This window comes from Microlunatus capsulatus (assembly GCF_017876495.1).
In the GTDB taxonomy this organism is placed as follows: Bacteria; Actinomycetota; Actinomycetes; order Propionibacteriales; family Propionibacteriaceae; genus Microlunatus; species Microlunatus capsulatus.
Window position 1 is genome coordinate 2,266,421 of sequence record NZ_JAGIOB010000001.1, and the last position, 15,816, is coordinate 2,282,236.

The 15,816-nt window shown below is 76.3% G+C and carries 11 protein-coding genes; 5 read left to right on the plus strand and 6 right to left on the minus strand.

Features of this window, described 5'->3' with window-relative positions:
- Positions 1-9: 9 nt before the first annotated feature.
- The 5 genes from JOF54_RS10445 (at position 10) to JOF54_RS10465 (ending at position 5,736) form a co-directional block, all read left to right on the plus strand.
- Complete coding sequence (locus JOF54_RS10445; protein ID WP_210055404.1) at positions 10-3,243, plus strand: S41 family peptidase; 3,234 nt, start codon at positions 10-12, stop codon at positions 3,241-3,243.
- A 104-nt stretch (positions 3,244-3,347) separates the two neighbouring features.
- Positions 3,348-4,244 carry a pentapeptide repeat-containing protein gene (locus tag JOF54_RS10450; RefSeq protein WP_210055406.1) on the plus strand — a complete coding sequence of 299 codons (897 nt, stop codon included), beginning with the start codon at positions 3,348-3,350 and terminating at the stop codon, positions 4,242-4,244.
- A gap of 50 nt (positions 4,245-4,294) precedes the next feature.
- Positions 4,295-4,819: a hypothetical protein gene (locus JOF54_RS10455; RefSeq protein WP_210055407.1), complete on the plus strand. Its 525-nt coding sequence runs from the start codon at positions 4,295-4,297 to the stop codon at positions 4,817-4,819.
- 28 nt (positions 4,820-4,847) lie between these two features.
- Complete coding sequence (locus JOF54_RS10460) at positions 4,848-5,240, plus strand: phage holin family protein (RefSeq protein WP_210055409.1); 393 nt, start codon at positions 4,848-4,850, stop codon at positions 5,238-5,240.
- The gene (locus tag JOF54_RS10465) at positions 5,233-5,736 is read left to right on the plus strand and encodes a low molecular weight protein-tyrosine-phosphatase (protein WP_443673988.1); all 504 of its coding nucleotides are present in this window, start codon (positions 5,233-5,235) and stop codon (positions 5,734-5,736) included. The genes JOF54_RS10460 and JOF54_RS10465 overlap by 8 nt, the downstream gene beginning before the upstream one ends.
- Here the strand turns inward: JOF54_RS10465 and JOF54_RS10470 are convergent.
- The 6 genes from JOF54_RS10470 to JOF54_RS10495 form a co-directional block, all read right to left on the minus strand.
- Positions 5,733-6,494 (minus strand): SDR family oxidoreductase, encoded by a 762-nt coding sequence (locus JOF54_RS10470; RefSeq protein ID WP_210055411.1) that lies wholly within the window; start codon positions 6,492-6,494, stop codon positions 5,733-5,735. The two genes, JOF54_RS10465 and JOF54_RS10470, sit on opposite strands and share 4 nt — an antisense overlap.
- A 78-nt stretch (positions 6,495-6,572) precedes the next feature.
- Positions 6,573-7,481 (minus strand): RNA polymerase sigma-70 factor, encoded by a 909-nt coding sequence (locus JOF54_RS10475; protein ID WP_210055413.1) that lies wholly within the window; start codon positions 7,479-7,481, stop codon positions 6,573-6,575.
- A gap of 46 nt (positions 7,482-7,527) precedes the next feature.
- On the minus strand, positions 7,528-9,075 hold the full coding sequence (gene qcrB, locus JOF54_RS10480) for a cytochrome bc1 complex cytochrome b subunit (RefSeq protein WP_210055415.1): 1,548 nt from the start codon (positions 9,073-9,075) through the stop codon (positions 7,528-7,530).
- Positions 9,062-10,387: an NAD(P)/FAD-dependent oxidoreductase gene (locus JOF54_RS10485; RefSeq protein WP_210055417.1), complete on the minus strand. Its 1,326-nt coding sequence runs from the start codon at positions 10,385-10,387 to the stop codon at positions 9,062-9,064. Before JOF54_RS10485 ends, qcrB begins: the two co-directional genes overlap by 14 nt.
- Before the next feature lie 85 nt (positions 10,388-10,472).
- Entirely contained in the window at positions 10,473-12,773 is a 2,301-nt protein-coding gene (locus tag JOF54_RS10490; RefSeq protein ID WP_210055418.1) for a YhgE/Pip domain-containing protein, read from the minus strand.
- Positions 12,774-12,822: 49 nt separating this feature from the next.
- Positions 12,823-15,618: an MMPL family transporter gene (locus JOF54_RS10495; protein WP_307804039.1), complete on the minus strand. Its 2,796-nt coding sequence runs from the start codon at positions 15,616-15,618 to the stop codon at positions 12,823-12,825.
- Positions 15,619-15,816 lie beyond the last annotated feature (198 nt).

Sequence of the window (15,816 nt, forward strand, 5' to 3'; positions counted from 1 at the left end):
GTCGCCGACGTGCCGCACTACCTCCGTTCCCCGCACCTCCACGGCGACCTGATCACCTTCGTCGCCGCCGACGACGTCTGGCTGGCCCCGGTCGGCGGCGGCCGCGCCTGGCGCCTCACCGACGACCGGGCGCCGGTCCGCAGCCCCCGCTTCTCCCCCGACGGCACGCACGTCGCCTGGGCCTCTACCCGGGACGGCCACAGCGAGGTCTACGTCGTCCCCGTCGAGGGCGGCGACGCGCGCCGGCTCACCTGGTGGGGCAGCGCGACGACGGCGGTGCTGGGCTGGACCGCCGACGGCCGGGTGCTGGTCGCCTCCGCGGCCCGGGAGGCGAACCTGCGCCGCCAGGTGGTGCACGCCGTGGGGCTGGACCTCGCCGTCGAGCGGCTGCCCTACGGGCCGGCCTGGGGCGTCGCCGTCCGCGACGACGGGGTGACGGCGCTGGCCACCGTGGGCAGCCGGCCGCCGGCGGCCTGGAAGCGCTACCGCGGCGGCACCGCCCCGCAGCTGTGGCTGGACCGGACGGGCGAGGCCCGCACCTGGGAGCGGCTGCTGCCGCGGGAGACGGCCTCGCTGGTCGACCCGCTCTGGGTGGGCGGGCGGCTGCTGTTCGTCAGCGACCGGCTGGCCACCTTCCCCGACCACGCCGACGAGGTCGCGAACCTCTGGTCGCTGGACGTCGAGGACCCCGCCGCCGGCCCCGAGCAGCTCACCCGGCACACCGCGGCGCAGGGCTACGTCCGCGACGCCACCACCGACGGCCACCGCGTCGTCTACCACGCGCACGGCACCCTGCACCTGCTGGAGGGCCCCGGGACGGAGCCCCGAGCGCTCGACGTCACGCTGCCGGGCGGGCTGGCCGCGCGCCGGCCGCGGCGGGTCGAGCCGACCGAGCAGCTGGTCGAGCTCCGGCCCGACCACGGCGGTGACGCCAGCCTGGTGGAGCGGCGCGGCCGCGCCTTCCTGCTCAGCCACCGGCAGGGGCCGGCCCGCGCGCTCGTCGACCGCTCCGACGTCCGCGCCCACCTCGTCCGGCCGCTGGGCCGCACCGGCTCGGCCGTCCTGGTCAGCGACGAAGGCGGCGCGGACGCGCTCGAGGTGCACCCGCTGACCGGCTCCGGCGAGGTCCGCCGGCTGGCCGCCGGCGCGCTGGGCCACGTCCTGCACCTGGAGAGCGACCCGGCCGGCGCCCGGGTCGTCGCGGTCGCCCACGACGGCACCGTCCGGCTCGTCGACCTGGCCGACGGGGCCGTCCGCGACGTCGCCGTCGCCCGCAACGGCGAGGCCACCTCGCCCACCTTCTCCCCCGACGGGCGCTGGCTCGTCTGGTCCGAGCCCTGGCGCAACGAGGAGCAGGGCCACCTCGTGCTGGCCGACCTGGACGCCCCCGGCAGCGCGCCGGTGGCCCTGACCAGCGGCCGGTTCGCCGACACCGCGCCCGCCTTCACCGCCGACGGGCGCTACCTCGCCTTCCTCTCCGCGCGCACCTTCGACCCCCGCTACGACAGCCAGTCCTTCGACCTGTCGTTCGGCGCCGCGGTGCGGCCCTACCTGGTGCCGCTGCGGGCCGCCGAGCCGGCGCCGTTCGGGCCCAGCGCCGAGGGCTGGCGGATCAGCAAGCCGCCCACGCCGCCGGAGGGGCCGGTCGCCGACCCGGCCGCCCCGCCGGCGCCGGTCGCGATCGACCTCGAGGGCTTCGAGGAGCGGCTCGTGGCCTTCCCCGTCCCCTCGGGCAGCTACCGCGACCTGCAGGCCGCGCACGACGGCGTCGTCTGGGTCCGCGAGTCGGGCGAGGACACGCCGCTCGGAGCCCACCGGGCCGGCGTCGAGGGCGAGCGGCCGGGCGACGCCCTGGAGTTCTTCTCCTTCGTCAGCCGCGAGGTCGTCGAGCTGGTCGACCGGGTGGACAGCGCCCGGGTCAGCGGCGACGGCGAGCGCGTCGTCGTCCGCGCCGGCGACGACGTCTCCGTCCGGCCGGTGGCCAAGGCGGTCGAGCCCGACAGCCCCGAGCTGGTGGCCGTCGACCTCGGCCGGCTCCGCTCCGAGCTGGACCCGGTCGCCGAGTGGCACCAGATGTTCGACGAGAACGGCCGGCTGATGCGCGACCACTACTGGCGCGCCGACCTCGACGGCGTGGACTGGGACGCCGTGCTGGCCCGCTACCGGCCGCTGGTCTCCCGGCTGGCCGGGCACGACGACCTGGTCGACCTGCTCTGGGAGACGGTGGGCGAGCTCAACACCTCCCACGCCTACGTCAACCCGGCCTCCCCGCCCGGGGACCAGGAGCGCCGGCTGGGCCTGCTGGGCTCCGACCTGCGCCCGACGGCGGAGGGCTGGCGGGTGGACCGGGTGCTGCCGGGCGAGAGCAGCGACCCCGAGGCCCGCTCGCCGCTGCGGGCGGCCGGCGTCGACGGCCGGGAGGGCGACCTCGTGGTGGCCGTCGACGGCCGCCCGGTCGACCCGGCGGCCGGGCCGGCGGCGTCACTGGTCGGCACCGCGGGCTCCCCCGTCGAGCTGACGCTGCGCCGTGACGGCGCGGACCGACGCGTCGTCGTCGTGCCCCTGGAGAGCGAGGAGCCGCTGCGCTACCAGGACTGGGTCCGCGGCCGCGCCCGGTACGTCGCCGAGCGCTCGGCCGGCCGGCTGGGCTACGTGCACGTGCCGGACATGATGAGCAACGGGTGGGCGCAGCTGCACCGCGACCTGCACGTGGCCGCCGAGGCCGAGGGCCTGGTGGTCGACGTCCGCTACAACCGGGGCGGGCACACCAGCCAGCTGGTGCTGGAGCAGCTGGCCCGCCGGGTCGTCGGCTGGGGCACCAGCCGGCACGCGGAGGTGGCGCGGCCCTACCCGGCCAACGCGCTGCGCGGCCCGGTGGTCTTCGTCGCCAACGAGTTCTCCGGCTCCGACGGGGACATCGTCAACGCCGGCGCGCAGGCGATGGGGCTCGGTCCCGTCGTCGGGGTCCGGACCTGGGGCGGGGTGGTGGGGATCGACGGCCGCTTCTCCCTCGTCGACGGGACGGACGTCACCCAGCCGCGGTACGCGACCTGGCTGCACGGCTACGGGTGGGGCCTGGAGAACCACGGCGTCGACCCCGACGTCGAGGTGGTGCACACCCCGGCCGACCACGACGCCCCCGGCGACCCGCAGCTGGACCGGGCCGTCGACGAGGCGCTCGAGCGGCTGGCGCGGACGCCGGCCCAGGTGCCGCCGGAGCTGCCGGAGCCGCGGGTGCGCTGAGCGGGGTCGGCGGCCGGGGGCCCCGGGTGGCATGCTCGAGGTCCCCGACCGCCGGCGCGCGCACCCGCGCGCGGCAGGACGGGGCAGGAGAGGACAGCGCCCCCATGGCGGAGCCGACCACGAACGAGAGCGACCGGTCCCGGTCGGTGCGCGCGGACTGCGCGAGCTGCGCGGGCCTGTGCTGCGTCTCGCTGGCCTTCGGGACCGAGTCGGGGTTCGGCTACGACAAGCCGGCCGGCGAGCCGTGCGTCAACCTGCAGGCGGACCACCGCTGCGGCATCCACGCCGAGCTGCGGCCGCGCGGGTTCTCCGGCTGCACCGTCTTCGACTGCCAGGGGACGGGCCAGAAGGTCACCCAGCACACCTTCGGCGGCCGGTCCTGGCAGGACGCCGACGCCGCCGAGCGCGAGCTGATGTTCGTCACCTTCCAGGTGATGCGGCCGCTGCAGGACCTGCTGTGGCTGCTGGACGAGGCGCTCGGCCGCCCCGAGGCGCGACCGGTGCACGCCGAGCTGGAGGCCTTGTTCGTCGAGACCGAGGCGATGACCCTGCGCGACGCCGACGGGGTGCTCGGCACCGACGTGCAGGCCCAGCGCCGGCGCGCCCAGGCCGCCGTCGACCGGGCCAGCGAGCTGGTGCGGGCGCAGGCCCGCGGCCGCCGCCGGCCCTCCCGCGCCGCGAAGCGCGCCGTCCCCGACGCCAGCCTGCTGGGCGCCGACCTCGCCGAGCAGGACCTGCGGGGCGTCGACCTCTCGGGCGCGCTGCTCATCCAGGCCGACCTCCGCGAGGCCGACCTCGGCGGCGCCGACCTGCGGGCGGCCGACCTCCGCGACGCCGACCTGTCGGGCGCCCACCTGGCCGGCGCCCTCTACCTGACCCAGTTCCAGGTCAACTCCGCCGAGGGCGACGAGCACACCGAGCTGCCGCCGCGGCTGACCCGGCCCGACCACTGGACGGGTCCGCGGGAGGGCCGGCGACGGCTCACCCTGCTGCAGGTCTAGCCGCGCCCCGCTGCCGCTCCGGGGCCCCGTCCGCCTCTAGCGTGAGGGCCGTGCGCACCGCTCTGGGATCCCTGGTCGGCGGCCTCGGCGGCCTGGCCTTCGTGCTCGGCAACGCCGGCGGGCTGCCGCCCGGCTGGCCGTGGCCGGTCCGCGCGCTCGGGCTGCTGGCGTTCGCGGCGGTGCTCTGGTTCGCCGTGGTCCGGGTGTGGGACGTCCGCGACACCACCCCGCCCGCCCTGGCGGCGCTGCGGACCTACGGTCTCAGCGTCGTCATCATGCTGCTGCTCTTCCCGGTGGGCAGCCTGGTGCTCCGCCAGGTGGTGGGCCGGCCCGAGCTGACCCTGCCCTGGGTGGTGCTGGTCGTGGGCCTGCACTTCCTGCCGATGGCGTGGGCCTTCCGCGCGCCCGTGCTGCGGGCCGTCGGTCTGGGCCTGGTGGCCGTGGCGGTGCTCGGGGCGGTCCTCGTGCTGGCGGTCGGGCCCGGCTGGCCGGTCGCGGCGACCGGGGTGGCGGCCGGGGCGGTGCTGCTGGCCGCGGCGTCGGCCGGCGCCCGCCCGCGGCGCTCGCCCGGGTGACCCGGACGCCATCTGGGAGGCTGGGGGCATGCGACTGATCCTCCGGCTGCTGGCCAACGCCGCGGCGCTGGCCGTGGCCACCTTCCTGCTCGCCGACATCCGGCTGACCGCCGCCACCACCGAGGGCAAGGTGGTCACCCTGCTGGTGGTGGCGCTGATCTTCGGCGTCGTCAACGCGGTCGTGAAGCCGGTCTTCACCCTGGTCACCGTGCCGCTGCTGCTGGTCACGCTGGGGCTGTTCCTCGTGGTCGTCAACGCGCTGATGCTGCTGCTGACGTCCTGGGTCTCCACCCGGGTGGACCTCGGCTGGTCGGTCGACGGCTTCTGGACCGCCGTGCTCGGCGCGCTGGTCGTCTCGGTCGTCAGCTTCTTCCTCAACGCCTTCGTGCCGGACCGCCGCTCGGACCGTCGTCGTGCCTGAGGAGGGCGGGACGGCTCCCGTGAAGGTCGTGTTCGTCTGCTGGGGCAACATCTGCCGCTCCCCCATCGCCGAGCGGGTGGCCCGGCGCCGGGCCGCGGAGGCCGGCCTGACCGGGGTCGAGTTCACCAGCGCCGCCACCAGCACCGAGGAGCTGGGCCACCCGATGGACCGGCGGGCCGCCGCCGTGCTCCGCGACCGCGGCTACGACGCCGACGGCCACGTGGCCCACCAGGCCGACGCCGCGGAGGTGGCGGGCGCCGACCTGGTGGTCGCCATGGAGGACCTGCACGTCGACCGGCTGCGCAGGATCGCCCCCGGGGCCGACAACCTCGCCCTGCTCACCGACTTCGACCCGGCCGCCACCCCGGGCAGCGGCGTCCCGGACCCCTGGTACGGCACGCCCGAGGGCTTCTACGACACCCTCGCCGCGGTCGAGGCGGCCGTCCCGGGCGTGCTCGACCGGGTCCGGGAGATCCAGGCCTCCCGCGCGGGCTAGGCGGCGGCCCGCTCGCTCTGCTCGGCCAGCCAGACGTCGAAGCTCGTGGGCGCCGTCCAGAGCTCGGCCCCGGGGGTCGGCGTGATCGAGGCGTCGGTCAGGACCGCCCCGAAGTAGCCGGCCTGCGGGTCCGGGAGCACGGTGCGCGGGTCCCCGGTCGAGGCGAAGAGCCGGCGCACCAGCTCGTCCATGCCGAGCGGCTCCGGTCCGGCGATCTCGACGGCCCGGTCCAGCGGCGGACCGGCGACGACGTCGGCGAGGTGGGCGACGACGTCCCGCGACGCGATGGGCTGCAGGTGCGCGGGCGTCACCCGCACCACCCCGTCGGTGGTCGCCGCGTCGGCGATGCCGGCCACGAACTCGAAGAACTGCGTCGAGCGGACCACCGAGAACGGCAGCGGCCCCGCGGCCACCAGCGCCTCCTGGGCGACCTTGGCCCGCAGGTAGCCGGCGTCGGGCAACCGGTCGGCGCCGACGACCGAGAGGATGACGTGGTGCCGGACCCCGGCCGCCGCCCCGGCCTCGAGCAGGTGGCGGGTCGAGTCGGTGAAGAAGGCCAGGACGTCGTCGTCCGCCCACGACGGGGAGTTCGTCAGGTCGACGACCACCTCCGCCCCGGCCACGGCCGCCGCGACGCCGCGACCGGTGGTGGTGTCGACGTCGTCGCGACCGAGGGCCGTGACGTCGTGCCCGGCCTCGAGCAGCCGGGCGGCGGCCTGGCTGCCGATCAGGCCGTTGCCGAAGATGACGATGCGCATGGTGCTCTCCTGGGGTGCGGGGGTGTCACCAGGGAGACCGGGTCGCGACCGGGGTTGTGACAGCGGCCGCGCCGTTCGTCAGCGCGCGCCGCCGCCGGACCGCTCCCAGGCGGCCAGCTTCGCGCGGTTCATCATCCACTGGACCTGCTCGATGCCCCGCTCGGAGGCGGTGACGCTCAGCAGGGCCTGCGGGGACCCGTCGACCACCACCAGCACGGCCGGCCGCCCGTTCGCCTCCACCCAGGTGATCTGGGACCGCGGCCAGAAGACGTCCCGGAAGGCGGCGACGAAGCGGGCGACGCGGGCCGGTCCCGCCACCGGCCGGCGGGCGACCCGGGCGGCGCCGTCGCCGTCGGAGTAGCTGACGACGTCGGCCGACAGCAGGCTCTCCAGGGCGGCGGCGTCCCCGGTCCGCGCGGCGACGAGGAACGCCTCCAGCAGCCGCCGGTGGTCCTCCCGGCTCACCGGCACCCGGCGCTCCCCGGCGATGTGCCGGCGGGCCCGGCTGACCAGCTGGCGCACGTTCGGCTGGCCGAGCTGGAGGATCTCGGCGATCTCGGCGTAGGGGTAGTCGAACGACTCGCGCAGCACGTAGGCGGCGCGCTCGGTCGGCGTCAGCCGCTCCAGCACCAGCAGCACGGCCAGCTCCACCGCCTCGTCCTGCTCGACGGCCAGGGTGGGGTCCGCCGCGGTGTCCACCGGCTCGGGCAGCCAGGGACCGGTGTAGGTCTCACGTCGGGCCCGCGCCGACTGCACCACGTTGAGGCAGAGCCGGGTGGTGGTGGTCACCAGGAAGGCGACCGGGGTCCGGACCACGCCGCGGTCGGTGCCCTGCCAGCGCAGCCAGGTGTCCTGCACGACGTCCTCCGCCTCGCTCCAGCTGCCCAGCATCCGGTAGGCGATGCCGAAGAGCCGGGGCCGCACCTCGGCGAAGACCGCCGCCGCGTCGTCGAGGTCTCCGCCCCCTGCTGCGGCCGGCTGCGTCATGGCCGCGATCCTAGGGCTGCGCGACCCGGCCGGCGCCCCTCGCAGGTCAGCCCCGACCGCTGGCCGCGAGGTCCGGGCGGGCGCCCGGTTCGGCCGCGCCGGGGGCGCCGGTCGCCTCGGGCCGGCGCGCCGCCGCCCACCGCGCAGCCGGTCCCAGGACCGGCTGCGCGGTGGGACCGGGCGCGGCGTGCCGCTCCTGGAAGCCGCCGCTGGGCAGCTGCACGACCTGGCCCGACTCCGCCCCGTGCGCGTGCCGGTCCCGCTCCGCGGCGCGCAGGGTCGCGCAGACCTGGCGCGCGACGACGAAGGCGACGACGGGTCCCAGCAGCAGGACGGCGCGCAGCACCCCGACGACGTCCTCGAGGGCCACCCGGAACTGGGTGGCGACCAGGTCGGCGCTGGCGGCCGCCCAGAGCGCGCCGTAGACCGTCAGCCCGGCCGCCCCGACCGGGGTGCGGGTGGGGGCGTCGCGCGGCCGGTCCAGCAGGTGGTGGTCGGACCGGTCCCCCGTCACCCGGCTCTCGAGGAAGGGGTGGACGGTCAGCAGAGCGCCGAGCAGGCCGATCGCGGCCAGCGGGACGAGGACGGCGAGGGTCCAGGTCCGGCCGAGCCAGGTGACCTCCCAGCCCGGCGGGACCAGGCGGAGCGCGCCGTCGAGGAAGGCGGTGTACCAGTCGGGCTGGCTGCCTGCGAACGCGTTGCCGGGCGACGACGGCCCGTGGGCCCAGACCGGGCTGATCGTCAGGGTGCCGGCCATCAGCACGAGGAGTCCCGTGGTGGCGGCGGACAGGCCCGCCGCCCGGACGGCCGCCGCCGGCCAGAGCGGCAGCCCGACGACGCGCTCGGCCGAGCGGCCGGGCCCGGGGAGCTGGGCCGGCCCGGTCCGCCAGGAGCTCCGGAGCCGCAGCACGACCAGCAGCACGAGCAGGGCGGGCGCCGCCAGGTGCACGAGGTAGAGGTGCTCGACGACCCGGCCGGGGAGCTCGCCGCCGAACAGGACCCAGGACAGCCAGGTCCCGACCAGCGGGATGCCGAGCGTGACGCCCTCGACGATGCGGAGCCCGGTCCCCGACAGCGCGTCGTCGGGCAGGGCGTAGCCGCTCCAGCCGCTGACCAGGGCGAGGACGAGGACGCCGACCAGCAGCACCCAGGCCGCGCGCCGGGGGCGTCGGAAGCCGCCGGTGAAGAAGAGCGTGGCCAGCTGCAGCAGCAGCGCCGCGGGCAGGACCAGCGCGGCCCAGTGGTGGGCCTGGCGCACGAGCAGCCCGCCGGGCAGGTCCAGCGAGATCCGGAGCGTGGAGGCGTACGCCTCGGACATCTCGACACCCTGCAGCAGCCGGTAGCGGCCCTGGTAGCGCACGAGGGTGCTCGAGGGCTCGTAGACCAGGGTCAGGACCAGCCCGGTGACGACGAGCAGGACCAGGCTGGCCACCGCCACCACCCCGAGGAGGGACGACCACCGGTTCGGCACCGCCCGGTGCCGCAGCCCGTCGAGGAGCCGGCCGAGACGGCCGGCACCCGGGACCGCCCAGGCGGCGGCTGCCGCGCCGTGACCGGCCCGGGCGAGGGCTCCGGCGCCCCTAGCCGTGCGCACGGGGCGCTCCGCCGCGGACGAAGGCGTCGCGGGGGTGCTGGACCGACTGCAGCGAGACGATGTCGCGGCCGAACAGCAGGGCGGGCAGCCAGACGGCGAGGACCCGGACCTTGCGCTCCCAGCTCGGCACGGCGAGCACGTGGTAGCCGCGGTGCGCCAGCCACGCCGGGAAACCCGTGAGCACCACCGGGCCGGACTCGAAGACCCCCCGGCCGAGGCCCAGCGTGGCCACCACGCCGAGGTCGTGGTGGACGTAGTCCTTCGTCGGGCGGCCCCGCAGGTCGGCGACGAGGTTGCGGGCGAGCAGCCGGCCCTGGCGCACGGCGTGCTGCGCGTTCGGCACGGTCAGCGCGCCCGGCGTGCGCGCCGCGAGGTCGGGGACCGCGGCGTCGTCGCCGGCCGCCCACGCGCCCGCGACCGGTTCCGCCGGCGTCCCCACCCGCAGGTCGGCCCGCACCACCACCCGGCCGCGGCCGTCCACCGGCAGGTCCGTGTGCCGCGCCACCACCGGGTTGGCCCCGTTGCCGGCCGTCCAGACGATGAGCCCGGCGTCGAGCTCCTCCCCGTCGGACAGCACCACGTGCCCGCCCACGGCCGACTGCACGAGGGTGCGGAGGTGCACCCGCGCCCCGCGCCGCTCCAGCGAGCGGACCACCCAGGCCCCGGGGCGGTCCGACACCTCGGGCAGGATCCGACCGCTGGCCTCGACGAGGTGGAAGTGCAGGTCGTCCGCGGTCAGCTCCCGGTAGCGGCGGAGCAGGGCCGTGGCCAGGGAGAGCAGCTCCCCGAACCCCTCGACGCCGGTGAAGCCGCCGCCGACGACGACCACCGTGAGCAGCCGTCGCCGCTCGGGACCGGGCGGCAGCGCCGACGCCTGGTCGAAGGCCACGAGCAGCCGGTCGCGGATGGCGACGGCCTCCTCCACGTGCTTCAGCCCGATGGCCTCCTCGGCCACGCCCGGGATCGGCAGGGTGCGGGTCACGGCCCCGGCCGTGACCACGACGGCGTCGTAGCCCAGCACCCGGCTCCCCCCGTCCGCGAGCCCGACCTCGACCTGCCGCTGCGCGTGGTCGATCCGGGTCACCGTGCCCGGGACCAGCGTCGAGCGCCGCAGGTGCCGTCGCAGCGAGACCGCCGCGTGCCGGGCCTCCACCGAGCCGGCCGCCACCTCCGGGAGGAAGGGCTGGTACGTCATGTAGGGGCGTGGGTCGACGACGACGACCTCCGCCTCGTCCTGCCTCAGCCGCTTCTCCAGCTGCCACGCGGTGTAGAACCCCGCGTAGCCCCCGCCGACCACCACCACCCTGCGCACCGCGTCCTCCTCTGCTGACGTCCGTCACCAGGGAGACCGGGTGGGCGCGCCCGCTGTGACAGCGGCCGCGGCGGCCCCGCGCGGGCTAGACCGCGGGCACCGCCACCACCGGGGCGACCACCCGCCGTCGGGCGACGGCGAGCACCCCGGCCACGACGCCGACGAGGAGCCAGGCCACGAGCAGGCTGGCGGCCGAGCCGGCCCCCGAGCCGTCGGCGACCACGGCCCGCAGCCCGTCGAAGGCGGGGGTGAGCGGCAGGAAGGGCCGCAGCACGTCGAAGCTCGCGGGGACCGCGGAGGTCACCGCGCCGGCGGCGCCGGCCACGACGACGGCCACCGACAGGAAGCGGCCGACCCCGCCGAACCACGCGACCAGCGCGTGGTTCACCGCCACGAAGGCGGCGGCCACCAGGCCCAGGAAGACGCCCATCTGGACGGCCCGGCCGGCGGGCAGGTCCAGCAGCAGCTCGAGGACCACGGTCAGCGCGACGGCCTGGACCAGGCCGATCACCAGGCCGGGCAGCAGGCCCTCCAGGGCCAGCCGCCAGGACGGCTTCATCGAGGCCAGCACCCGGGCGGTGAAGGGCCGCAGCACGAGGTAGCTGGCGAGCGCGCCGACCCAGAGGGCCAGGACGGCCAGGAACGTCGTGGTGGTGACGTCGGAGAAGGCCGACGTCGGCGCCTCGGTCTGCACCGGCTGCGCGACGACGTCCGAGAGCTTCTCGCGCGTGTTCTTGTCGTAGCTCGGGACCGCGTCGGCGCCCTTGGCCAGCCCGTCGGACAGCTCGCGGCTGCCGTCGGCCAGCTGCTCGCCGCCGTCGGAGAGCTTGACGACGCCGGTGGCCAGCTGGTCGGCGCCCGAGGCCGACTGCGCGGTCCCGGTGGCCAGGCCGGTGACGCCGGTGCCGAACTCGCGGACGCCGGTGGCCAGCTCGGCCGCGCCGTCGGCGCTGGAGGCGATGCCCGCCGTCAGCGGGACCAGGCCCTTGGCGAACTGGTCGGTGCCCTCGGCCAGCTGGTCGAGCCCGTCGGCCAGCTGGGTCGCCCCGCCGGCCAGCCCAGACGTGCCGGTGGCGAGCGTCTTCGCCCCGCCGGCCAGCCCGGACGCGCCGGTGGACAGCTGGGCGACGCCGCCGTCGACGCCCTTCGCGCCCGCTGCGAGCTGCTCCGCGGAGGGGATGAGGCCGGGCACGGTGGCGCCGGTCCGCGGGTCCTCGGTGTTCTCGAAGCCGGCGAGGGTCGCGGTGATGCCGCCCTGGAAGGCGTCGACGATCCCGCTGCACAGCTCGGCGGGCGTGCCCTCGGGGCACAGGGTCGGCACCTGCGCGAGCACCGTCGCGTCGGGCGCGTCCGCGAGCGCGGCGAAGGTGTCCCGGTAGGTCGTCACGCCCGCGGCGTACTGCTGCACGCCAGCAGCGAAGGCCTTGGTGCCGCCCGGCTGGTCCGGGGTGCCGTTGCGCAGGGCGCCCACGCCGCTCGCCAGCTGGGAGGCGCCCGTCGAGAGCTGCCCCGCCCCGTCGGCCAGCTTCCCGGCCCCGTCGGCCAGGTCGTCGGCGCCGTCGGCCGACGCCGTGGTGCCCTTCGCCAGCTCGCGCGCCCCGCCGGGCAGGGCGGCAGCGCCCTCGCTCAGCTTCTGCAGGCCCGTGGCCAGGGCGGCGGTGCCGGTGGTCAGCTGGGTGCTGCCGGTGGACAGCTGCTGGGCGCCGTCGTCGAGCTGCTCCAGGCCGTCGGCCAGCCCGCGGGTGCCCGTGGCCACGCCGTCGATGCCCTTGGACAGGTCCTCCGCGCCGTCGGCGAGCTGGTCGGAGGCGTCGGCGACCGTCGAGAACTGCTTGCCGAGGTCGTTGAAGCCGACGTAGATGCCGTCGAGGTACTGCTTCGTCAGGGTCGTGTTCAGCGCCGAGGTGGCGGCCGCGGTGATCGCCTGGCCGACGACCGGGTCGGCGATGCCGCTGACCTCGGAGGTGCGGACGTCGATGGTCGCGGGCCGGATGCTGTCCGCGTCGGTCTTCGAGAACGACGTGGCCCGCGCGGAGAAGGTCTTCGGAATCGTCACCACGGCGGCGTAGCCGCCCGAGCGCAGGCCCGCGTCGGCGTCGGCGGCATCGGTGAGGACCCAGTCGAAGTTGGTGTCGACCTTCTCCTCGCCCGAGCCGCCGGTGACCAGGCCGCCGGCCAGCTGCCGGCCGAGCGGCACCGTCTGGCCGTCCAGCTCGACGGGCTCGTCGAGGTTCACCACGGCGGCCTGGACCCGGTCCAGGCGGTCGGTGGAGTCCCAGGTCGCCCAGAGGAAGCCGGCGGCGACCACGAGGGGGACCAGGACCAGGCCGACCAGGGACCAGAGTCCGACGCGGCGGCTGCTGGTGGCACGTTCGAGCGGGTACATCGGTGACATCTCCGTTGCGGGGTCAGGCGTGCGGGTCAGGCGTGCGGGATCAGGCGTGCGGGGCCGGGACCAGCTCGGCGGGCCGGTCCAGGGTGAGGGCGGAGCAGGAGGCGGGCAGCAGGTCGGCGACGGCCTCGCGGTCGCGGACGGCCAGCAGGACGGCCACCTCGCGGCTGCCCACGGCCAGGTCGTCCAGCAGGCTGGCCAGCGCGGCCCGGTCGTCGTGGGCGGTGAGCAGGTCGGCGTGGTCGACCAGCACCAGGGCGGGGTCGCGGCCCAGCACCTCGGCCAGCTCGCCGCGCAGGTCCTGCGTCGCGGCGCAGTCGACGTAGCCGACGACGCGGCGGACGCCGGCCGCCTGCTCGGGCAGCACCCGGCCCGCCACCTTGACCTGGCCGGTGGTCAGCCGCATCCGCCCGCCGAGGGTGAGCAGCAGCGCGGTCTTGCCGCTGTGCGGGGGCCCGTCGACGACGACGACCTCGCGCGGCAGCGCCGACAGCGCGACCGCCTGGCCGGCGACCTCGAGGCCGGCGTAGACGACGTGCGGGTCGTCGGCGCTGGGCCAGTCGGCCAGCGAGGTCTGGTGCTCCAGGCCCTCGCCCTCGACGTCGAAGGAGGGCAGCAGCCGGTCCAGCCAGCGCGGCAGCCACCAGGCCGAGCGGCCCAGCAGGGCCAGCACGGCCGGCACCAGCGTCATCCGGACCAGGAACGCGTCGACGAACACCCCGACGGCCAGGCCGAAGGCGATCGTCTTGATCGGCCCCTCGCCCTCGGGCACGAAGGCCGCGAAGACGGCGAACATGATGACCGCGGCCGCGACGACCACCCGGGAGGAGGAGACGAAGCCCTCCTCGATGGCGGCCGAGGCGTCGGCGGACGTGCCGCGGCCGGAGCGGCGCGAGCGGTGCACGTACTCCTCGCGGATCCGGGAGACGAGGAACACCTCGTAGTCCATGGCCAGGCCGAAGAGGATGCCCATCAGCAGGATCGGCAGGAAGCTGATCACCGGGGCGGTCTGCGCGACGTTGAGGAGCGAGCCGAACCAGCCCCACTCGAAGACGGCGGCCGTGGCGCCGAACGCGGCGCCCACGCTGAGCAGGAACCCGATCGTCGCCTTGAGCGGCACCGCCACCGAGCGGAACACCATGGCCAGCAGGACCAGCGACAGCCCGACGACGAGGACGCCGAACGGCAGCAGCGCCCCGCCGAGGCGGTCGGAGACGTCGATCCCGACGGCGGTGAAGCCCGTCACCGCGATCGGCACGTCGTACTTGGCCTCCAGCGCGGGTGCGGCGTCGCGGATGGCCCGCACCAGGTCCTTGGTCTCGGTGCTGTCGGGCGCGCCCTCGGGGATGACCTGGACGATGCCGGCCGAGGCGTCCTCGTTCGGGGTGGCGAGCGGCACGCTGGCCACGCCGGGCAGGGCGCGCAGGTCGTCGGCGAGGTCGTCCATCAGGCCCAGCGGGTCGTCGGAGCCGACGATGGTGGCCGAGACGACGAGCGGGCCGTTGTAGCCGGCGCCGTAGTGCTCGGCGATGAGGTCGTAGGTGGTGCGCGCGGGGGTGCCGGGGGCGGCCGTGCCGTTGCTGGGCAGGGCCAGCCGGAGGTCCAGCGCGGGATAGCTGACCACCCCGAGGCCGGCGACGACGACGACCACGGTGAGCACCGGCACCCTGGTGACCAGCCGCACCCAGCGGCGGCCGAGGCCGGTCCTCGCCCGCGGCTCCCGGCGGGCCGGGGTGGGCGCCCCGGCACCGGCCGTCCCGACGGCGGCACCGTCGGCGGACCCGGCGGCCGCGGCGGCGCCACCGCGCACCCGGCGGGGCTTCGGCCGCAGCGACTCGCCAGCGAAGCCGAGCAGGGCGGGCAGCAGGGTGAGGGCGATGAGGACGGCGATGGCCACGCCGATCGCGGCGGCCACGCCCATCGTGGTGAGGAAGGGGATGCCCGCGACGGCGAGCCCGCACAGCGCGATCATCACCGTCATCCCCGCGAAGACGACGGCCGAGCCCGAGGTGGCGACGGCCCGGGCCACGGACTCCTCGGCATCCATCCCGTCGCGGAGCTGGTCGCGGTGCCGGGAGGTGATGAAGAGGGCGTAGTCGATGCCCACCGCCAGGCCCAGCATGAGGGCGAGCAGCGGGGTGGTCGAGGAGATGGTGGCCACGCCGGTGGCGCCGAAGATCAGCGCCATGGTCAGCCCGACGCCCAGCAGCGCGGTGAGCAGCGGCATACCGGCCGCCCGCAGCGAGCCGAGCGTGAAGAACAGCACCACCAGGGCCACCAGCACGCCCACCCCCTCGGAGATGCTCAGCCCCGGCGTCTCGCCGCCGAACGCCTGGCCGCCGACCGACGCCTGGGAGCCGGGCAGCGACGCCTGCAGCGACGCCGTCTCGTCCTCCAGGGCCTCGAGGCTGGCGGGGGCGATCTCGGGGGCGCTGACGGCGTAGCGCACGGAGATGATCGCGGCGCTGTCGTCCTCGGCGATCACACCCTCGGCGTACTGGTCGAACGGGGAGGTGACGCCGTCCACCTGCGGCAGGTCGCCGATCTCGTCGACGGCGGCCTCGATCGCCCTCTTCGCCGCGGCCGAGCGGACGCTCTGGCCCTCGGCCGGCACCACGACCAGGTCGGCGGTGGTGCCGCCGACCTGCGGGAACGTGCGGTCGAGGGCGTCCAGCGCCACCTGGGACTCGGTCCCGGGCAGGGTGAAGGACTCGTCGAACTCGTCGCTGATGGCGAGCGCGAGGCCGCCGACGACGACGAGGGCGGCCAGCCAGGCCAGCAGCACCCGCAGCCGGCGCCGGAACGCCGTCCGGCCCAGGCCGTACAGGAACGAGGACACGGGTCTCCCCCAAGAGTGGTGCGACGGTCGTCGGTGGTGGCTCCGGTGCTGCGCCGTACCGGATGCATCTCGATCCAGAACTGTATCCGATCCAGCAGCGCATCGGATACACGCCTGTATCGGATACGGTCGTGCATCGGATACAGCGGTGGATCCGATCCGCTACCGTGGTCCGCAGCCACGCCCCCAGACCCCCGG